The sequence below is a fragment of the Bacillus sp. FSL M8-0256 genome (assembly GCF_038005765.1).
GTDB classification, from domain to species: Bacteria; Bacillota; Bacilli; order Bacillales; family Bacillaceae; genus Bacillus; species Bacillus safensis.
Map to the genome: position 1 here is coordinate 720,543 of NZ_JBBOTU010000001.1, position 20,167 is coordinate 740,709.

Genomic DNA, 20,167 nt, shown 5'->3' on the forward strand with positions numbered 1-20,167 from the left:
GAGAGGATGAGTATATGGTGCAATTGAAGGAACTTGCGAACGAGCGTTTTTCTGCCTCGATCTGTATTGATTCATTTAATGAGCGAATCCGTTTGGATGACTACAGCGGCAGGGTGCGGGATGTGATTCAGTCGGTTCTTAAGGAAGCGGCAGACTGCAAGGCTTCTAAGGTCATTGTGAAAGTCAGGCGTGAGCATATGTCTCTTTTTTTAGAAAAAGGCTTTCGGCTTGAAGGCGTGTTTTCTCATTATTTTCTTGGAAGTGATGCGTACGGCATGTCGCTCTTTCTGACGGAGGATCGGATGAACAGCCCGTATTGGCTGAAGGAAGATGAAATTGTTGCGTCTATTCAGGAAAAGCCTCTCAAAAAAGACCAAGGCACGTGGCAGGATGAGTTTGTGATGAGGAAAGCAGATACGCAGGATATTCACAAGCTGGCAAAGCTCTATGATACCGTTTTTGAAACGTATCCTACGCCAATGAATGAGCCAGATTACATCCAAAAGGTGATGGAGGAAGGGACCGTCTTTTATGCCGTTGAACATGACGGTCACATTGTGAGTGCAGCATCCGCTGAAATCAATGCACCGTATGGTCATGCGGAATTAACAGATTGTGCGACCCTTCCATCATACAGAAAACTAGGATTCATGCATCATTTGATTCTAGCACTCGAAAAAGAACTTCAATCCATGCACATCTATGTCTTTTATTCTCTCGCACGTGCACTGTCCTATGGAATGAACCAAGTGTTTTATCAGCTCGGCTATACGTATACCGGGCGTTTCCAAAACAACTGTTATATTTTTGACAAAATTGAAGATATGAATCTATGGGTGAAAACGCCGAATGAATCATGAAATGGTTCTCATCTGATCAAGCAGACCAGATAGGCGGTACGCCATGATACTGAGCTGCAGCTTCATTCGATCATCCGTGGATTTGAGGCTGCAGCCTGTTCTCGTTTCAATTTGTTTCAGCCGGTAGCTTAATGTATGCCTATGAATAAACAATTCCCCCGCAGATTTTTGAATATTTTCATTGTGTGCCAAATACACTTCGAGTGTATGGATCAGGTCAGCGCCCTGTTTTTTCGTATAGAGCAAGGGACTTAACAGCTCCACGTAAAAGTCATGCAAATTCATACCCGCTTCATTCATTTCAAGCAGCATCCCGTATAAGCCGAGCTTCTGATAATGAATGATGCATTCGTCTGTCTTTAAAAGCGGAAGAAGCCTTGCTGCATACTGCGCTTCCTTCGCGCTTTTTGAAAAGAGACCGATCTGGTCATAGGCTCTCCCAATGCCAATCACAATCGGATGGACGGGAAAAAAATAAGACCAAGTGCTCCGGCACTCTTCTGCTGCGCGATACCACTCCGCTTCTTGAAACGCTTTTTTTCCTGCTGGTGTAAGAACAAAAATAGAATCGAGCCTTGTCTTAAGTAAAAAAGGAATATGTCTGCGTTCAAATATCGACGTGAGCAATTGAGATAGACGCTGCATCATTTGGTGATCGAGCTGTGTGTGCTGATGCTGAAATTGAAAGTAGATGACCACCTGCTCATCGCTCATATCGTATTGCAGCTTTGTTGCCTGTTCGACCACATAGCTTTCTTCTGTGTATTGCTGCTGCAAAATATCATCTAACAAATGACCTTGCATTTGGTTTTCTGTATCTTGAATGGCTTTTTGCTTCAGCCATTCAATCGCATACACCGCCCCGGCATGCTCGATGGCAATCGCGTCGAGATGATGCCACGCATCCTTTTTCTTTAAAGATACAATAAATCCGAAAATATCGCCCATCGCAATCACTGGGCATGCAGCGAGGACAAACGCACCGCACGTGTCATAAACGAGCCTTCCTTTCTCCTCAGCCTGCTTGAGAAGAGGCGTCGTTTCGATTGGTTCATGATCTGTCATAAAGCCAAAAGCAGGAGAGTACGTCACTTCATCTTTGATGAGATGAGCTGCTGTTTGATGTAAAAAAACATCAAGCACAACGATGTTCGCCGAAGTGAGGTGTGCCAGCTCATCTGTAATTTGCGTGACATTTTTATTGCTGACATTTAAATGGGTCAGTCTTTGGTGAATAGCTGAAGAATATTTAAGCTGATGGAGCTGGCTGCTGACGATTTGCTCTAGGACGGCTTTAGTAATGTCTGAGAAGTTGACATGTGAAGGAATCTCGATGAGTGGAATGCCGCTGTTTTTGGCAGCTTCGATCAGTGATGCCGGAATTTCCGTTAAGTATACGCCTTTATAAATCGCAATGGCCGATAGACGTTGAGATTGAATCAGCTCCTCAAGCCGGGCGCGCCTTTCTAGATTGTCTGCAAGCCCAAAGCCGGTTGTGACGAGCAGCTCCCCTTCTGAAAGCCTTGAAGTATCTTCGATAATTTCCACGATGGTCACCCACTGAATGAGGCGGTCTAGTCCATTTTCCCCAGCAAGCAGCTTTGTTTCCTTCATGATATCGAGCGAGAGTGCATCTTTGACGAGAATCGCCATAGACTCATGACCTCCTTTTGAACACTCTTATACACGATGTATAAAAAATGCGTGTGAAATTCGGGCATGTGGCGAATGGAGGATGACTGCCCTCTTGATTAAGCTAATCTTATAACAAGTATACAAAATTTTCTTGCGATTCATGAAAAAAGAAAGATGCAGCTGCTGACGAGAGAGGGAGGAATGACAAAGTGGAGACCCGGGATTACTTAATCAAACCAATGTTGAATCAGCATTATCCTGTGGCTGTGAAAGGAGAGGGGATTTATTTATATGATCGGGACGGGAAAAAATATTTAGACGGCTCATCGGGTGCTGTCACGGCGAGTATTGGACATGGCATACGAGACATCATTGATGCCATGACAGAGCAAGCGGAAAAGGTGAGCTTTACGTACAGGTCACAATTCACAAATGAACCAGCAGAAGAACTTGCCTATGAATTGAGTACACTCTGCCCAGGGAACCTGAACTGGTCTTTTTTTGTCGGAAGCGGATCAGAGGCAACAGAAACCGCCATGAAAATAGCCATTCAGCATTGGCAGGAGCAGGGGAAGGCTGAGAAGAATCACATCATCTCAAGATGGATGAGTTATCACGGCATCACACTCGGTGCGCTGTCGATGTCAGGACATATTGCAAGGAGAGAGCGCTTTGAACCACTGCTCGAAAAACACCCGGTGCTGTCTCCGCCATACAGCTATCGTTCGTGGCTGCCAAAGGAAGAAAGCAAGCAGGTCGAATGGTATGTACAGGAATTTAAAACTGTCATCCAGCGTATAGGAAAAGAGAGGATTGCGGCTTTTATTGCAGAGCCGATTGTTGGAGCAGCGGGCGCGGCGCTTGTTCCGCCAGATGGATATTTTGCGGCGATGAAGCGAGTTTGTGAGGAAAACGATATTTTAATGATTGCAGATGAAGTCATGACAGGCTTTGGACGAACTGGGAAAATGTTTGCCATGGAACATTGGGGCGTCGTACCAGATATTATGGTACTCGGAAAAGGCATGAGCGCCGGCTATTCACCGATTGCGGCAGCTGTCTCAGCGGATCATGTGATTGCACCGATTCTCAGCGGTTCGGGCTCTGTGATGGCAGGCCACACTTATAGCGGCAATCCGCTTTCAGCAGCCGTCTCACTGGCTGTCATTCGATATATGAAAAAACACCAGCTTTCAGAACGGGCTGATCTGTCTGGCCGATATTTAATGAATGCTTTAAAGGATTTGCAAACAAAACATTCCATCATAGGAGATGTGAGAGGAAAGGGGCTGCTCATTGGCATTGAATTTGTCGCAGACCGATTATCGAAAACACCATTTCCTGCCCATGCTCAAATGACACATTTAGTTGTGGAGACGGCCAAGCAAAATGGTTTGCTTGTTTACCCAGCAAGCGCTGGAGAGGATGGCGTAGGAGGTGCAGCAGTCATGATCGCACCGCCGCTTTCCATCACGCAGCAGGAGATGGATGAACTGATTCATTTATTCGGGCAGACAATGACACAGGTCGAACAAGAAGTCATCAATCGAGGGTTTTTCCCATCTGCCATGTAGGGAGGAAAGAGGATGAACAAAACAGCGAACTTTGATCAAGTCATCACGCATTTTAGAGACGGAATGACCATTATGTTTGGCGGGTTTGGCGGTGTAGGCTCCCCGCCAACATTGATCGATGCCATCCTAGAAGCCAATATTAAAGACCTGACATTGATCGGAAACGATGCAGGTTTCCCGCAAATCGGTGTTGGCAGGCTGATCACAGAAGGAAGAGTGAAGAAAATCATTGCCTCTCATATTGGCTCAAATCCAATTGCCGGGCAGAAAATGCAGGCGGGTACACTAGATGTTCTTTTTTACCCGCAGGGCATCCTAGCAGAAAAGATCAGGGCAGGCGGGATGGGTTTAGTGGGCATTGTGACAGATGTCGGCATGGATAGTCTCAATCTTGATGAGAAACAATTGGTTCAGCTGGATGGAAAGAAGTATATTCTTGAGCCTGCACTGACTGCGGATATCGCGATTGTGAATGCCCTCAAAGCAGATGAAGCAGGCAACCTGATTTTTGATAAAAGTGCACGGAATACAAACCCGATTGTGGCGATGGCAGGAGACTGGACCATTGCGGAAGTAGAAGAGATTGTGCCTGTGGGCAGGCTTCATCCAGAGGAAATCGTCACACCAGGCGTATTTGTGAACCAGATCGTGCAATCAAAAGGAGTGAACTGGACATGGGCATGGGAGACATCGATTTAAGACACCGCATAGCCAAACGCGCGGCACAGGAAATTGAAGATGGCATGATTGTGAATCTTGGGATCGGAATCCCAACCCTTGCGGCTGATTACATTCCAGCGCATTACAACGTTTGGCTGCATGCAGAAAACGGCATTATGGGGGCAGGCGCTTCACCAGCACAAGGGGAAGAAGATCCGAATTTGTGCAATGCCGGGGGTTTTCCCATTACGTTAACAAAAGGCGGATCATATATGGACAGCACAACCGCTTTTGGCATCATTCGCAAAGGGATGCTGGATATGACCATTTTAGGTGCACTTGAAGTCAGCAGTCATGGGGATCTTGCCAATTGGATTGTGCCAGGGAAACGAGTGCCGGGTATGGGTGGAGCCATTGAACTTGCGCAAAAAGCGAAAAAGGTGGTGGTTGTGATGAGCCACCTTGATAAACATGGACAATCTAAGATAAAAGCAGCCTGCACGCTGCCCTTAACTGCTAAGTCTTGTGTAGATCTGATTATTACGGATATGGCAGTCATTGAAGTCAAATCACAGCTGCTCATTTTGCGTGAAGTCATGCCGCCGTTTCAGCCGGAAGATGTCATGAGGGCGACAGAGGCGCCGCTCATTTTAGCGCCTGATGTCAAATCTGTTGTGTAGAAAGGATGACCGACTTTGCAGCCAACCACACGTATCAGAAAATGGATGAAAGAGCATAAGGAGGAAGCCGTGACGCTTCTTCAGCAAATGGTGCAATGTGACAGCATACAAGGAAATGAGCAAGAGGTACAGCAAATCGTAGCAAATAAACTTTCTGCCATTGGCTTTGATGTTGACGTATGGGACATTGGCGGGGAAGAATTGCTGAACCACCCGTATTTTTATTCCCCGAGGCGTTCCTTTAAAGGAAGTCCCAATGTCGCCGGACGATTGAAAGGTAAAGGCGGAGGCAAATCTATTTTATTAAATGGGCATGTGGATGTTGTCCCGGCAGGTGATCACAAACAATGGACATATCCGCCCTACAGCGGGCATATCATAAACGGGAGACTTTATGGACGCGGGGCAACAGATATGAAAGGTGGAAACGTTTCTTTACTCTTTGCACTTGAAGCACTGCATGCGCTTCAGATTCCGCTGAAGGGAGATGTCGTGTTTCATAGTGTTGTCGAAGAAGAGAGCGGCGGCGCAGGCACCCTTGCAGCCATACTGAGAGGATATACAGCAGATGCAGCCATCATTCCAGAGCCAAGTCATATGAAAATCTTTCCGATTCAGCAAGGATCTAAATGGTTCAGACTGCATATTAAAGGAAGGGCTGCTCATGGCGGAACAAGATATCACGGCGTTTCTGCTATTGAAAAGAGCACGATAGTCCTTTCACATATAGCGGCACTTGAAGAAGAAAGAAATCAGCGAATCACTGAGCCGCTGTTTCAGCATATCCCAATCCCGATCCCAATCAATATCGGGAAAATTCAAGGCGGTGATTGGCCATCCTCTGTAGCAGACCTTGTCACAATGGAAGGCAGGCTCGGGGTGATGCCAGGTGAAACGGTAGAACAGGCAGAGAAGGAATTAGAAAATTGGATGGCAGGACTCGGAGAAAAAGATGAATGGTTCCAAGAACATCCTGTTGAGGTCGAATGGTTTGGTGCAAGATGGCTTCCGGGTTCAATCGATACAGATCATCCGCTTTTAGGTTTATTGAAGGAACAATATGAAGCGGTCATGAAGCAGCCGCCGAAGATCGAAGCCGCCCCTTGGGGAACGGACGGCGGATTACTGTCACAGGCGGCTGGTATTCCGATCATCGTGTTTGGACCTGGAACAACGGAGCTTGCCCATTTTCCGAATGAATCCATTGACATTGAGCATGTGATTGAAGCAGCAGAAATTATTGCAGGTACAATAGTAGAATGGTGTGAAGCAGCGGAATGAGATGAAAATGATCACAAAAAAAGAAGGCTGCCTTACTCAGCCTTCTCTTTATGTGTGTCCTGCTGCTCACACATATATGTCACTGGACAAAAACGAAGAATGCCAGATCCTAGTTTCATACCGCCAAACATGATGCCCAAAAGCAGCATTTTACTCCATGGTTTTCTAGCATATAAGGATCCAGCCACAGTACATATCGTCATTCCGCAGGCAATTCTAATGAGCGCTTCCATTAAGCCGAGATTAGGTTTCATTGAAGGTGAATCTCCTTTTTTAAATTATTTTAAGTGTGATTTCAAGAAATTGTAACGTTTCATTAATGCGTAACGTAGTTCGTTATGTTACGATAGGGCTAATACAAATGAAGGAGAGTATGTGAATGTCCGAACGTACTTTTAATTGGAGAAACAATGACATCCGCACACAAATCGATGTAGTCGACTCAAAAATAGTTCCAACACTCCTTTTAACGAATGGACTCGTGCTTAACCCGTTTTTGAAGCAATGGGTGAAGGCAAATATTTGGATACATGATGATCGAATTGTTTATGTCGGAGCAGAGCTTCCTCAAAATAAATCAGCTAAACGTGTGATTGATTGTGAAGGGAAATACATTGTGCCTGGGTATATAGAGCCTCACGCGCATCCGTTCCATATTTATAATCCCCAATCACTTGCAGAATATGTGTCTCAATTTGGCACAACAACGATGGTCAGCGATAACTTATTTCTTCTTTTGCAAAGCAATGAAAAGAAAGCGCTTTCCACTCTATGTGAATTAAAAAAGCAGCCATTTCAGTATTTCTGGTGGTCCAGATACGATCTTCAAACGGAAGTCAGATATGAAGATGAGATGCTGCCAGTTAACTACCGGAAGGAATGGATTGATCATCCTGACGTCCTCCAAGGCGGCGAATTAACAAGCTGGCCAAGATTGATGGACGGTGATGATCTCATTTTATATTGCATGCAAGAAACGAAGAAGCAGAGAAAACGAATTGAAGGGCATTTCCCAGGAGCTTCTGAGAAAACGCTAACAAAAATGAAGCTGTTTGGCGCGGACAGTGATCATGAAGCGATGAATGCGGACGATGTGTTAAAACGATTGTCCCTTGGCTATCATGTTTCATTGCGGCATTCTTCCATCCGCCCAGATTTAGTGAACATTTTAAGAGAACTGCATGAGCGTGATTTTAGACACTATGACCACTTTTTCTATACAACAGATGGTGCTGCTCCTCACTTTTATGAGGAAGGCATGATTAACCGTTTGATTTCGATTGCTCTTGAAGAAGGCGTGCCGATCATTGATGCGTATAATATGGCGACATTTAACATTGCAAAATACCATCAAATCGATGATTTATTAGGCGTTGTTGGCCCAGGCCGGCTGGCTTCTATAAATATTTTAGATGATCCAATGAACCCAAATCCTGAAACGGTGATATCTAAAGGGGTTATTCTCAAATTAGATGGCGAGAACCAGCATCAATTCCAAGAAACAAAATGGGAAAATGGCGGGCTTCTTCCATTAGATTTAAGCTACGACCTCACGATGAGTGATTTGCAATTCTCTATGCCGCTAGGTGTCAAGATGAGAAATGCCGTCATCATGGAGCCTTATACAGTGGAAATTGATAACTCAATCAACCAGCTCTCATGTGACCATGATCAAAGCTTCTTTAGCCTGATTGACCGAAAAGGCGAGTGGCGTGTGAATACGATGCTAAAAGGGTTCGCAAATAAAGTGCAGGGCTTTGTTAGCTCATTTTCGCTCACTGGTGACATTTTAGTGATCGGGAAAAATAAAGAAGATATGATGCTGGCACATAAGCGGATGAAAGAAATTGGCGGAGGAATCGTACTCACAGAGAACGGGAAAATTTTGCACGAAATCCCGCTGCAATTATCAGGCTGTGCATCGGCTGAACCATTTGAGACTGTTCTTCAGCAGGAACAAACATTACGCGAGCTGCTCATTGAGCGCGGCTATCCATTTGACTGCCCAATTGATACACTTGTCTTTTTCCAAAGTACACATTTGCCGTATATTCGAGTGACACCAAGAGGAATATTTGATGTCATGAAAAAAACTGTACTCTTTCCGTCTATAATGCGTTAAAATATAACAGAGTGGAGCTGTATCATCTTTGCTGCATTTCTGACTGCTGTTATAGGGCAGAAGTGAGCCATGGTTCTCTTCACTGCCATGTAAGTGATCATGATCTTATGTGGAGCTGTTGACAAAGCAGAGGGCTTTGACATGACGAATGAAGTACTCTAATTGTAAAATGAATTTGCCGGTTACGCTGACCGGCCAACATATTTTGAATAACCCGAGCAAGGCGGGGCGCATATTTGTGGTCTCGCCGAGCTTTCTGCAAAGCCTGTATATGAGGGCAGAAGACCTAACCAAGCAGAAGTCATCTTTATACTGGAAGCAAACAAGTTTGTCAGATTGTCATACAAGGAAAATGACAGAACTTGTCGAATTTGTTTACGATAAAGAAGCTTCGGCTTACGAAAGAACCTGACGGCATTTTCAGCGTAGAACCAAACCTGTCATGATCTGTTCAAAGCTCATTGCTGAGGTTTTAAAAAAATTAGTCAGGAAAGATACCGCTTTCTTAGAAGAAGATCGTGCGAAGCGGTGTGGCAATAGTAAAGGAGAAGATGTATTAAGATGCAAATTGATAAATTAAGGGGCAAAAGCTTAGATCAGTTATTCAACTCCATCTTATCCCTTAAAGACCTGGAAGAATGTTATCGATTTTTTGATGATTTATGTACCATCAATGAAATCCAATCTTTATCACAGCGTCTTGAAGTAGCGCGTATGCTTCGCGAGGGAAACACGTATCATAAAATCGAGACGGAAACAGGTGCAAGCACTGCAACTATCTCACGTGTTAAACGCTGCTTGAACTACGGAAACGATGCCTATACGATGGCTCTTGACCGCGTAGCAGAACAGCAGGAAAATAACGAAACAAAATAAAGCAGCTTTCACTGTAAACAATCCTTTTTACGAAAAATGGACTTGTTTGCAGTTTTTTTATGAAAAGGCGGGCAGGGGCTGATAAAGTGCCTCTGTTTTTTACTTTAGCTCGCCCATAAACCATCTTTCTCCCTCATAGGAGATGCCTTCTTCGCTTGAGATGATTTCCTTAAACTCTACTGCTTGCAAACTTTATACGAAAAATGTCTATAAAAAAAGGTGCGTTTCCGCACCTTTTCGAGCTAGACAGATGGCTGTGTGCCTGAGAACATCGGCACTTCGCTTGTTTCACCATTCTCTTGTCTAAAAATAATATGTTTTTCATTAAAATGAATAGGCGATTCTATTCCCGCAGCTGCGGATAAGTTAAACAAACCTTCTCTAAGAGACAGGATATAATTGCACACTCGGTATTTTTTTTCTTCAATCGATAAACCCTTTTGCAGCTTTGGATCAGTCGTGGCGACCCCGACTGGGCATTTATTCGTGTGGCAGACTTGGGCGCGAATGCATCCAACCGAAAACATGAGACCTCTGGCAATATTCACAAAGTCAGCTCCCATTGAAAGGGCAATCGCAATTTTATCAGGCGAGAGAAGCTTGCCAGAAGCAAAGAGCTTCACTTGATCTCTGACACCGTATTCTTTCAATATTTGATGAACCATTGGGAGTGCCGTGAAAATCGGAAGCCCTGCGGAATCTGCCAATTCATGAAAGGACGCCCCTGTACCGCCTTCTCCGCCATCCACTGTAATGAAATCAGGGTGTTTTCCGCTTTTTTTCATATAGCTGGCAAGCTCTTCAATATTTTCTTTATGTCCGACAACAAGTTTGATTCCAACTGGCTTTCCGCCTATGCTCCGCAGCTGTTCAATGAAATCAAACATGTCAGGAATGGAGTGAAACATCTCAAAGCGGTTTGGGCTGTCAATGGATTGGTGAGGCGGTAATTTACGGATATTCGCTATTTCTTCCGTCACCTTTTCGCCGTCAATATGACCGCCGCGTGTTTTTGCTCCTTGTGCCAGCTTGAGTTCAAAGGCTTTGACTTCCTCGTGTTCGCTTTTTTTCTTGAATTCTTCAAAGGAAAATGCGCCATCCTCTGTTCTAACGCCAAATAAACCGGGCCCAATCTGGCAAATGATATCTGCGCCGCCTTTGAGGTGATAAGGAGAAAGCCCGCCTTCACCTGTGTTCATCCACGTCCCGCCGGCCATTTTTAATCCTGAGGATAGAGCTGTAATCGCCCTGTCGCCTAAGGAGCCGTAGCTCATGGCAGATTGACCGATCAGTCCTTTCACATGGAAAGGCTTTTGACATGTGTGTTCGCCAATGACTTGTACATCCTCTTGATGGAGAAAGTAAGGATTTGCTTCGACTTCTTTGAAATGTTCACTTCTTCGCAGTAAATTGTCTTGATCAATCTGATACACTTTTGTTTTGATTTTTTCAGATTGATCGATTCGTAGTTCATCTCGCTGCTTTGGAAACAGGACGTTTCGAATGTAATAGCCTGGCTTGTCAAAATCACGTTTTGATCCAAAGCCCATCGTCCGGCTTTTGTACTTCCCAGACATGACCGCCTGCTCGTATTCTCTTCTTGAGAAGGGCAGCTCCTCTCGGTCATTCAGAAACAGATATTGGCGAAGCTCAGGTCCTATTTTTTCAAAAATAAACCGCAGCTTTCCAATGACCGGATAATTTCGCAGAACTGAATGTTCCTCTTGTTTTTCATCCCTCATCCAAATCCAGATCAATAGAATGATTGGAATGATCAAACAAATGACTAGCAATGCGCCGATGACAATTAAAGTTGTTGTCACGAAGATCCCCTCTTTTCTCTTTCATTGCTGTTGTTATTCCACTTTTTAATGAAAGAGAAACCACACCAGCATATTATGACGTTTAGAAATGAAAAGGCGGGGTAACTTACAAATAAGATCATAAGGGGAGGGAACATACATGAATAAGCGTCCAAATGCGTATGTACTTGCAGGATTAGGGGTTGGAGGAGCTGTGTTATTAGCGGTAAAAAATAAACAGCATCTGAAAAAATGGGCAAGCATGTTCCGGTCAGATGAAAAGATTCCTGAAAAAGCCGGCCACCCAGATCCATTAGATATCCAAGACAACAAAATGGTCGACGAAGGGGCCATGACATCCGTCCATTATTTTAATGAAGTGAGACAATAGTTTGAAAAAACCGTTTTGAAAGATCAAAACGGTTTTTTTATTGTGATGTTATAGCGAAGAGGATCGACAATAGTAAAACCGATCAGCTCATTGTGATCAGGTGTTGAGAATTGGAATTCAACGCCTGACAGTTGATAGGTTGAGAGAATTTCCTGATCCGTCAAACGTAAAGAAAGCTCATCCTCATAAACCGGTACGTTCCGCAGCACTTCGGATTCTTGTGCAAATAACTCCAAGCCAGCCACTCGGCCCTCTTGATCGATATCTACATTGACACATTCATTGACATCTAATTCAATGGTTTCTTTGATTTTCATATGCTCCGCTTGCGGGGTGATATAGATGTATCCGATGTCTATATTTTGTTCATATGTGATCGTTCTTTTCAACTGAATCACCTCTGCTCAATAGATGGTTTTTAAATCTATAGTAAAATATTCCTTTATTGTATAATAGCATGTGACAAAGTGCCAAAATATCAACCTCTTTCAGCTCCTCTTCTAGTGGATTTTTTATCTATTCTCCAGCAATTTTATGTAAAGTCACGATCACCCATTTTCAAAAGAATGAAACTTTTAGCGAAAGGAGGTTACCCATTTTTTGCAGACACTGATTTTGTTATAATATTTAAATGGAATGAAACGAATGGAGGAACGTTTTTCATGTATGATGTTACCGAGTGGAAGCATGTCTTTAAACTCGATCCAAATAAAGAAATTTCTGATGAACAGCTAGAAGCGATTTGCGAATCTGGGACGGATGCCATATTGATTGGCGGAAGTGATCATGTGACAGAGGACAACGTGCTTCAATTGATGTCAAAGGTCCGCCGGTTTCTAGTGCCATGTGTGCTCGAAATCTCCACACATGAGATGATTGTGCCTGGCTTTGATCTGTATTTCATCCCAACCGTCTTAAACAGCTCTCACCCTGACTGGATTGTTGGGCTCCATAAGGACGCGATGAAGGAATTCGGTGATTTGATGTCAATGGAAGAGGTTGTGCCTGAAGGTTATGTCATCTTAAATGAAGATTGTAAAGCGGCCAAGCTCACAGAGGCAAATACAGCGCTGGATATCGATGACGTCAGGGCATATGCAAGAGTGGCAGAGCATTTGATGAAGCTGCCCATTTTTTATCTGGAATACAGCGGAACGCTTGGAGACATAGAGCTTGTCAAAGAAACAAAAGCAGTGCTTGATGAAACAGTTCTTTTTTATGGCGGCGGCATTAAGAACGCTAAGCAGGCAAAAGACTTCTCCCAGCATGCAGACGTCGTGGTTGTAGGAAACGTCATTTATGACAATTTCAAAGAAGCATTAAAGACAGTGGATGCAGTCAAAAAGTCATCATAGTCAAATAAGACGAAACGGGTTAAAATAGAACATAAGTTCGAATTGGCGGTGAATGGAATGAATGAAATATCGAATCATCTATTAGAAGGGCTGAATGACGCACAGAAAGAAGCAGTCAAAGCAACAGACGGTCCTTTATTGTTGATGGCAGGAGCAGGAAGCGGGAAGACACGGGTGCTCACACATCGAATTGCCTACTTAATGGCAGAAAAGCATGTGGCTCCGTGGAACATTTTAGCGATTACATTTACAAATAAAGCAGCACGTGAAATGCGTGAACGTGTCCAAGCTATTTTAGGGCCTGGCGCTGATGACATCTGGATCTCTACGTTCCACAGCATGTGTGTCCGCATTTTAAGACGTGATATTGACCGCATTGGTGTGAATCGCAACTTCTCTATTTTAGACACATCTGACCAGCTTTCAGTCATCAAAAACATTTTAAAAGAACGGAATATCGATCCTAAAAAGTTCGACCCGCGCAGTATTTTAGGATCAATCAGCAGTGCAAAAAACGAACTCATTGACGCAGAGGAATACGCCAAAACAGCTGGTGATTTCTATGATCAAGTGGTCAGCGATGTCTATACAGATTATCAAAAGCGTTTACTCAAAAACCAATCACTCGACTTTGATGATTTAATTATGATGACAATTCGTCTGTTTGAGCGCATTCCTGAAGTATTAGAGCACTATCAGCGGAAATTCCAATACATTCATGTGGATGAGTATCAGGATACGAACAGAGCACAGTACATGCTTGTGAAACTGCTCGCGCAGCGCTTTCAAAATATATGTGTTGTCGGTGACTCGGATCAGTCTATTTATCGCTGGCGCGGAGCGGATATTACAAACATTCTCTCCTTTGAAAAAGATTATCCATCCAGTGAAGTGATTCTGCTTGAGCAAAATTACAGATCGACGAAACGCATTTTGCATGCCGCAAATACGGTCATTCAAAACAATGCAAACCGGAAGCCGAAAAATCTTTGGACAGAAAATGATGAAGGAGCGAAGATCGCCTATTACCGTGCAGATAATGAATTTGGTGAGGGTCAATTTGTCGCAGGAAAGATTCGTCAGCTTCATCAGAGCGGAAAGCGCAAATTATCCGATTTTGCGATCCTTTACCGGACAAATGCCCAGTCTCGTGTCATAGAGGAAACGTTAATGAAAGCCAACATTCAATACAACATTGTCGGCGGCACGAAGTTCTATGACAGAAAAGAGATCAAGGACATTTTGGCATACTTACGCCTAGTGGCAAACCCAGATGACGATATTAGTTTTGCGCGAATTGTCAACGTACCAAAGCGCGGAATCGGTGCGACATCTGTTGATAAAATTGCAGCATATGCGGAGATGAATGACCTGTCTATGTTTGAAGCACTTGGTCAGGTGGATTTCATTGGACTGAGTGCACGGGCAGCCAATGCGCTTGATGAGTTCAAACAGCTCATTGATCAAATGACGAACATGCAGGACTATTTATCTGTCACTGAATTAACAGAAGAAATTCTAGAGAAAACAGGCTATCGTGAAGCGCTGAAGCTCGAAAAAACGATTGAAGCACAAAGCCGCTTAGAAAATATTGACGAGTTTCTATCCGTCACTAAGAACTTTGAAGAACAAAATGAAGACAAGTCACTTGTGACCTTCCTGACAGATCTCGCCCTCGTCGCAGACATTGATAAGCTGGATGAGAATGAAGAAGAAGATCAGGATGCCGTCATCTTAATGACACTTCACGCCGCAAAAGGTCTAGAATTCCCTGTTGTTTTCTTAATGGGAATGGAGGAAGGTGTCTTCCCGCACAGCCGTTCATTAATGGAAGATGCAGAGATGGAAGAAGAGCGCCGCCTCGCTTATGTTGGCATCACACGGGCTGAAGAAGAGCTTTATTTATCAAGTGCGAAAATGAGAACACTTTTCGGCCGGACAAACATGAACCTTGAATCTAGATTCATTCGAGAAATACCAGCCGATTTATTGGACAACCTAAATGAGAAAAAAGAAACAAAAACACCGTTTGGCCAAACAAGAGAAAGACCGCAAAGACGGGGACCTGTCTCACGTCCGCAAACACAAACGATTCAAAACACAGGCGGCGGCAGTATTGGCTGGGCTGTGGGCGATAAAGCGGCCCATAAAAAATGGGGCGTTGGTACGGTTGTCAGTGTGAAAGGCAGCGGAGACAGCACAGAGCTTGACATTGCGTTCCCAAGCCCTACAGGCATTAAGCGTCTTCTCGCAGCATTTGCACCAATCGAGAAGCAATAAACTGATAGGACAAAACGGATGAATTGAAAGGAAGAAGCAGATGGATAAAGAAGCAGCGAAACGCCGGATCGAGGAACTGCACCAGATTTTGAATCAATACAACTACGAATATCATACACTTGATCGTCCAAGTGTTCCTGACGCTGAATATGATGCGCGGATGCGTGAGCTGATCTATCTGGAGGAAGAACACCCTGACTTAAAAGCAGCGGATTCTCCTTCACAAAGAGTAGGCGGCGCTGTTTTAGACGCTTTCCAAAAAGTGCGTCACGGCACACCGATGCTCAGCCTTGGGAATGCGTTTAATGAACAGGACCTTCTTGATTTTGACCGCCGGGTTCGTCAAGCAGTCGGTGACGATATCGCATACAATGTCGAGCTGAAAATTGATGGACTCGCTGTTTCTCTCCGTTATGAAAATGGCGTGTTTGTCCGAGGAGCGACACGCGGAGATGGAACAACGGGGGAGGATATTACTGAAAACCTCAAAACGATTCGTTCCATCCCGCTTAAAATCAAACGCCCTCTGTCGATTGAAGTGAGAGGCGAGGCATTTATGCCAAAACCTTCTTTTGAAGCATTAAATGAAAAAAGAATACAAAACGAAGAAGAGCCGTTTGCAAACCCGCGTAATGCGGCTGCAGGTTCACTTCGTCAGCTTGATACGAAAATTGCAGCGAAACGAAACCTTGATATATTCGTCTACAGTATAGCGGAGCTTGATGAAATTGGTGTTGAAACGCAAAGCGCAGGACTTGATCTTCTCGACGAACTTGGCTTTAAAACAAACAAAGAAAGACGGATGTGCCAAACGATCGAAGAAGTCATCGACCTTATTGAAACATTAAAAGTAAAGCGTGCCGATTTTTCATATGAAATCGATGGAATTGTCATTAAAGTCGATTCACTGGCTCAGCAGGAAGAACTCGGCTTTACAGCAAAAAGCCCGCGCTGGGCGGTTGCGTACAAGTTTCCGGCTGAAGAGGTCGTAACGAAGCTGCTTGATATTGAACTAAGCGTTGGGCGAACAGGCGTGATTACACCAACAGCGATTCTTGAGCCTGTCAAAGTAGCAGGGACGACAGTGCAGCGTGCATCTCTTCATAATGAAGATTTGATCAAAGAAAAGGATATTCGCTTGTTTGATCAAGTGATTGTGAAAAAAGCCGGCGATATTATTCCTGAAGTCGCAGGTGTCCTTGTCGATCAGCGTACAGGCGAAGAAAAGCCGTTTCACATGCCAACTGAATGTCCAGAGTGTCATAGTGAGCTGGTGCGAATCGAAGGCGAAGTGGCCTTGCGATGCATCAATCCAGAATGTCCTGCCCAAATACGTGAGGGACTCATTCACTTCGTTTCCCGTAATGCAATGAATATTGATGGGCTTGGCGAGCGGGTCATTACACAGCTCTTCAAGGAACAGCTAGTCTCTCGTGTGTCCGACCTTTACCGTTTAACGAAAGAAGAGCTCATTCAGCTTGAACGAATGGGCGAAAAATCTGTCGACAATTTACTGCGTTCGATTGAGCAGTCGAAAGAAAACTCTCTTGAGCGTTTACTATTTGGACTCGGCATTCGATTTATTGGATCAAAAGCGGCAAAGACCTTGGCGATGCATTTCGAAAACATTGATCAATTAAAGCAAGCAACGAAAGAACAATTACTTGAAGTCGACGAAATTGGTGAAAAAATGGCTGATGCCGTCGTCACGTACTTTGAGAAAGAAGAAATACTCGATCTGCTGAACGAACTAAAAGAGCTTGGAGTCAATATGACCTATACAGGGCCAAAGCCGGTAAAAGCAGAAGAAAGTGATTCCTACTTTGCAGGAAAAACCATTGTGCTGACAGGAAAGTTAGAAGAAATGGCGCGAAACGATGCAAAAGCAGCGATCGAAGCGTTAGGCGGCAAGCTGGCAGGCAGTGTGAGTAAAAAAACAGATCTAGTCATTGCCGGAGAAGCAGCGGGAAGTAAGCTGACAAAGGCAGAAGAACTCAATATTGAAATTTGGGACGAAGCTAAAATGCTCGAGGAGCTAAAGAAATAAGAGGAGTGTTTTCTATTGAAAAAGTTGTTATTGCTGCTGACAATGCTCACACTGGTATTGTCAGCGTGTGCACCTTTTGGGGGAAAGGAAGAGGAAGAGGTCACACAAAAAACGGATGAAACGAAGGAAACAAAGGAAACAGCCATCATCCCGATGTACAATATCTCAGACTCCTATTACAAAATGGTGCTGCCGTTTAAACAAGGAGCTGCGAGAGGTTTAACAGCGGAGCGTCTCAACACACGCTTGGACATTGATGAATTTGAAACAGGACTCATGCGCCTCGCAACAGAGTCATTTAATACAAACGACTATCTTTTCCAAGAAGGACAGCATTTAGATGAGGACACCGTTCTCAGCTGGCTGGCACGCAAAAAAACAGGCAGTGATCTGAAAAAGGCAGAAAAAGATGATAAAGACTTTAAGAATCTAGGCTTAAATCCTGCTCTTCCAAACTCAGGTTCAACAAAGTCTAAAAATGAAAATAGTCCCATCTACTTAGCTTCGATGCTAGAGCATAATTACTTAATTAGAAAAGACAAAAACAGCTTACAGCTTGGCGGAGTTGTCATTGGTCTTGCACTGAACTCTGTTTATTATTACCGTGAAAAGATCGGTGACCCTCAGCAAGAGGTGACCATCGATTCATCGAAAAATTCAAAGAAACTTTTGGCAGAGGGTGAAAAAATCGCTGAACAAGTGATCAAGCGCATTCGTCAAATGGACGGACTGCAAAAAGTGCCTGTCATGATTGCCCTTTATAAGCAAGCACCAAAATCATCTATCGTTCCAGGTAACTTTATCGCCAAAACGGATGTAAAAGCAGGCTCCGCTGATATCGGAAATTGGGATACGATCGATGAGGAGAATGTATTCTTCCCTTCAGATAATGCGAAAAGCAGCTACAAAGATGATTCAGAGCGATTTGACCGCTTCAAGACAAAGGTCGAAGACTACTTCCCGAATTACACTGGTGTTGTAGGAAAAGGCTTTTACAAAAACGGCAACCTGCAAAAAATGAAAATTGAAATTCCAATGCAGTTCTATGGAAAAACGGAAGTCGTAGCCTTCACACAATATTTAACCGGTGAAGTCATGGATTACTACAAGAGTACCAATATCGAAATCAACATTACATCTTCTGATCAACAAGAAGCCTTGATTACGAAAAATGCTGAAGACAAAGAACCGACTGTTCATATATATGACTAAATAAAAACCGCCTTTTGGCGGTTTTTTAAATTAGTAAAAATGTATCAAATTATGAAAATATTGTTATAAAAAGTAGAAGTGTAGAAAATAATGTATTATTATGGGTGATAATGAAGAGAAAATGGAGATAAATATGAAAAACAAATCATTTTACTTTTTATTAGGGGGACAATCCCTAGCTAATTTCGGGGATTCACTATATGTCCTCGTTCTGACCATCCTGACATACCAATTAACAAATTCTACACTAATTGCTTCAATGGTGGCTGTCTCCCAGTTTGTTGGACAAGCACTTGGAGCGGTACTCATTCCTTTCTTTATGTATCAATTTAAGCTGAAAAGACTCATTATCTATTTGCAAATGTGTCAAATTGCTTTCTTCGGTTGCTTGATTTTCATTTATATTTTACAACTATCAACATTTACTATTCCTCTCTTTTTTATCATTGTATTTTTCCTTTCTTTGATAGATGGGGGAACCATTCCTGTTCGAAATTCGATGATCCCGCGTTTAGTAGAAAAGAACTTTTTACTAAAAGCCAATAGCTATATCTTAACTTCTGACCAAATTGTCCTTTTACTAGGATGGCTTTTAGGAGGGCTGTTTATTGGCATTCTTGGACCGCAGTTTCTCCTCATTACGACACTTGTTTTATATAGTTTGTCGCTCATATCTATGCTTTTTATCATTGATACTGGGGCTATAGCTAAACAAGAGCAACAGTCTGAATCATTTGGTACACGAATCTTTTCTGGCTGGAAGATCATGTATGAAAAGCCAACCATTCGAACATTAACGATTTTAGAAATGCTGTCCATGAGCGGCAGAAGTATCTGGACTGGTGCTATTATTCTTGTGTATGTCACTGAAGTCTTACACCAGCCTGAAACATGGTGGGGCTTTATTAACGCAAGCTATTTTGGCGGAACCATTCTAGGCGGTCTGCTCGTGCTGCGGTTCGCAAAGCATGTGGAACAGCGTTTGTTTGATCACATTTTTTACAGCTCGGTGATCGTAGCTCTGCTAACCCTGTGCTTAGGGTTGAATCATTCAGCATGGATGAGTTTATTGTTTGTCTTTTTATTAGGGCCGGCTTTTCAGCTTCGCAGTATTTCTATTCGTACCTATGTACAAGATACACTGAGTCAAATTGAATTGCCTAAAATACTATCAGCCCAACATACACTATCGACTTTTATATATGGAATGTCCATCCTCGTTATGAGCACCATGACCGATCTCTTTGGGGCAAGAGTCGTCTTTTTTATCAACGTTGTCCTGTTTACTGTGTCGGCTTTCCTAGCGTCTAGATTAAAAAATGAACAAATTTAGACAGTTTATCTCAATTATTTACAAAAATACCATTATGTGATTTAATAAGTTCGTAGAAA

Annotated in this window: 17 protein-coding genes; 13 read left to right on the forward strand and 4 right to left on the reverse strand. The window is 43.5% G+C overall.

Annotation, left to right across the window (positions count from 1 at the left end):
* The first annotated feature begins 14 nt into the window (after window positions 1-14).
* Entirely contained in the window at window positions 15-860 is an 846-nt protein-coding gene (gene ablB, locus NSQ76_RS03710) for a putative beta-lysine N-acetyltransferase (RefSeq protein ID WP_111927664.1), read from the forward strand.
* Here the strand turns inward: ablB and NSQ76_RS03715 are convergent.
* Window positions 855-2,513 carry a PucR family transcriptional regulator gene (locus NSQ76_RS03715; protein ID WP_125587214.1) on the reverse strand — a complete coding sequence of 553 codons (1,659 nt, stop codon included), beginning with the start codon at window positions 2,511-2,513 and terminating at the stop codon, window positions 855-857. The genes ablB and NSQ76_RS03715 overlap by 6 nt on opposite strands.
* A gap of 191 nt (window positions 2,514-2,704) precedes the next feature.
* Between NSQ76_RS03715 and NSQ76_RS03720 the strand changes: the two genes are divergently transcribed.
* The 4 genes from NSQ76_RS03720 to NSQ76_RS03735 are packed head-to-tail and all read left to right on the forward strand — an operon-like array spanning window position 2,705 to window position 6,690.
* The gene (locus NSQ76_RS03720; protein WP_024426693.1) at window positions 2,705-4,069 is read left to right on the forward strand and encodes an aspartate aminotransferase family protein; all 1,365 of its coding nucleotides are present in this window, start codon (window positions 2,705-2,707) and stop codon (window positions 4,067-4,069) included.
* Between the two features lie 12 nt (window positions 4,070-4,081).
* Window positions 4,082-4,768 (forward strand): CoA transferase subunit A, encoded by a 687-nt coding sequence (locus tag NSQ76_RS03725; protein ID WP_341052489.1) that lies wholly within the window; start codon window positions 4,082-4,084, stop codon window positions 4,766-4,768.
* Window positions 4,744-5,409 (forward strand): 3-oxoacid CoA-transferase subunit B, encoded by a 666-nt coding sequence (locus tag NSQ76_RS03730; RefSeq protein ID WP_024424520.1) that lies wholly within the window; start codon window positions 4,744-4,746, stop codon window positions 5,407-5,409. The genes NSQ76_RS03725 and NSQ76_RS03730 overlap by 25 nt, the downstream gene beginning before the upstream one ends.
* Window positions 5,410-5,424: 15 nt before the next feature.
* The gene (locus NSQ76_RS03735; RefSeq protein WP_341052492.1) at window positions 5,425-6,690 is read left to right on the forward strand and encodes a peptidase; all 1,266 of its coding nucleotides are present in this window, start codon (window positions 5,425-5,427) and stop codon (window positions 6,688-6,690) included.
* A gap of 32 nt (window positions 6,691-6,722) precedes the next feature.
* On the opposite strand, the gene NSQ76_RS03740 is transcribed toward NSQ76_RS03735, so the two are convergent.
* Entirely contained in the window at window positions 6,723-6,944 is a 222-nt protein-coding gene (locus tag NSQ76_RS03740; RefSeq protein WP_024424522.1) for a YgaP family membrane protein, read from the reverse strand.
* A gap of 125 nt (window positions 6,945-7,069) precedes the next feature.
* Between NSQ76_RS03740 and NSQ76_RS03745 the strand changes: the two genes are divergently transcribed.
* Together NSQ76_RS03745 and NSQ76_RS03750 are read left to right on the forward strand one after the other, a co-directional pair.
* A complete protein-coding gene (locus tag NSQ76_RS03745; protein ID WP_025092632.1) occupies window positions 7,070-8,812 on the forward strand; it encodes an adenine deaminase C-terminal domain-containing protein in 1,743 nt (580 codons plus the stop codon).
* Window positions 8,813-9,373: 561 nt separating this feature from the next.
* Window positions 9,374-9,688, forward strand: coding sequence for a YerC/YecD family TrpR-related protein (locus NSQ76_RS03750; RefSeq protein ID WP_024424524.1), 315 nt, complete (start codon window positions 9,374-9,376; stop codon window positions 9,686-9,688).
* 242 nt (window positions 9,689-9,930) lie between these two features.
* Here NSQ76_RS03750 and NSQ76_RS03755 read toward each other — a convergent pair whose 3' ends face one another.
* On the reverse strand, window positions 9,931-11,511 hold the full coding sequence (locus NSQ76_RS03755) for an FMN-binding glutamate synthase family protein (RefSeq protein ID WP_024426687.1): 1,581 nt from the start codon (window positions 11,509-11,511) through the stop codon (window positions 9,931-9,933).
* 139 nt (window positions 11,512-11,650) lie between these two features.
* Between NSQ76_RS03755 and NSQ76_RS03760 the strand changes: the two genes are divergently transcribed.
* Entirely contained in the window at window positions 11,651-11,881 is a 231-nt protein-coding gene (locus NSQ76_RS03760) for a hypothetical protein (protein WP_003214314.1), read from the forward strand.
* A 23-nt stretch (window positions 11,882-11,904) separates the two neighbouring features.
* Here the strand turns inward: NSQ76_RS03760 and NSQ76_RS03765 are convergent, their stop codons facing one another.
* Window positions 11,905-12,270, reverse strand: coding sequence for a DUF2283 domain-containing protein (locus NSQ76_RS03765; protein WP_135032947.1), 366 nt, complete (start codon window positions 12,268-12,270; stop codon window positions 11,905-11,907).
* A gap of 273 nt (window positions 12,271-12,543) precedes the next feature.
* Here NSQ76_RS03765 and NSQ76_RS03770 point away from each other — a divergent pair, with 273 nt between their 5' ends.
* From NSQ76_RS03770 to NSQ76_RS03790, 5 genes are all read left to right on the forward strand, one after another.
* Window positions 12,544-13,236 carry a heptaprenylglyceryl phosphate synthase gene (locus NSQ76_RS03770; protein WP_025092634.1) on the forward strand — a complete coding sequence of 231 codons (693 nt, stop codon included), beginning with the start codon at window positions 12,544-12,546 and terminating at the stop codon, window positions 13,234-13,236.
* A 57-nt stretch (window positions 13,237-13,293) separates the two neighbouring features.
* A complete protein-coding gene (pcrA, locus tag NSQ76_RS03775; protein WP_024426683.1) occupies window positions 13,294-15,516 on the forward strand; it encodes a DNA helicase PcrA in 2,223 nt (740 codons plus the stop codon).
* Between the two features lie 40 nt (window positions 15,517-15,556).
* Entirely contained in the window at window positions 15,557-17,563 is a 2,007-nt protein-coding gene (gene ligA, locus NSQ76_RS03780; protein ID WP_044335896.1) for an NAD-dependent DNA ligase LigA, read from the forward strand.
* Between the two features lie 15 nt (window positions 17,564-17,578).
* On the forward strand, window positions 17,579-18,775 hold the full coding sequence (locus NSQ76_RS03785; RefSeq protein WP_024426681.1) for a CamS family sex pheromone protein: 1,197 nt from the start codon (window positions 17,579-17,581) through the stop codon (window positions 18,773-18,775).
* A 133-nt stretch (window positions 18,776-18,908) separates the two neighbouring features.
* Window positions 18,909-20,108 carry an MFS transporter gene (locus NSQ76_RS03790; RefSeq protein WP_277722348.1) on the forward strand — a complete coding sequence of 400 codons (1,200 nt, stop codon included), beginning with the start codon at window positions 18,909-18,911 and terminating at the stop codon, window positions 20,106-20,108.
* Window positions 20,109-20,167 lie beyond the last annotated feature (59 nt).

Coding starts and splice junctions, on each gene's coding strand:
- ablB (WP_111927664.1), top strand. CDS start 15: ATGGTGCAATTGAAGGAACTTGCGAACGAGCGTTTTTCTGCCTCGATC.
- NSQ76_RS03715 (WP_125587214.1), bottom strand. CDS start 2,513: ATGGCGATTCTCGTCAAAGATGCACTCTCGCTCGATATCATGAAGGAA.
- NSQ76_RS03725 (WP_341052489.1), top strand. CDS start 4,082: ATGAACAAAACAGCGAACTTTGATCAAGTCATCACGCATTTTAGAGAC.
- NSQ76_RS03730 (WP_024424520.1), top strand. CDS start 4,744: ATGGGCATGGGAGACATCGATTTAAGACACCGCATAGCCAAACGCGCG.
- NSQ76_RS03740 (WP_024424522.1), bottom strand. CDS start 6,944: ATGAAACCTAATCTCGGCTTAATGGAAGCGCTCATTAGAATTGCCTGC.
- NSQ76_RS03745 (WP_025092632.1), top strand. CDS start 7,070: ATGTCCGAACGTACTTTTAATTGGAGAAACAATGACATCCGCACACAA.
- NSQ76_RS03750 (WP_024424524.1), top strand. CDS start 9,374: ATGCAAATTGATAAATTAAGGGGCAAAAGCTTAGATCAGTTATTCAAC.
- NSQ76_RS03760 (WP_003214314.1), top strand. CDS start 11,651: ATGAATAAGCGTCCAAATGCGTATGTACTTGCAGGATTAGGGGTTGGA.
- NSQ76_RS03770 (WP_025092634.1), top strand. CDS start 12,544: ATGTATGATGTTACCGAGTGGAAGCATGTCTTTAAACTCGATCCAAAT.
- pcrA (WP_024426683.1), top strand. CDS start 13,294: ATGAATGAAATATCGAATCATCTATTAGAAGGGCTGAATGACGCACAG.
- ligA (WP_044335896.1), top strand. CDS start 15,557: ATGGATAAAGAAGCAGCGAAACGCCGGATCGAGGAACTGCACCAGATT.
- NSQ76_RS03790 (WP_277722348.1), top strand. CDS start 18,909: ATGAAAAACAAATCATTTTACTTTTTATTAGGGGGACAATCCCTAGCT.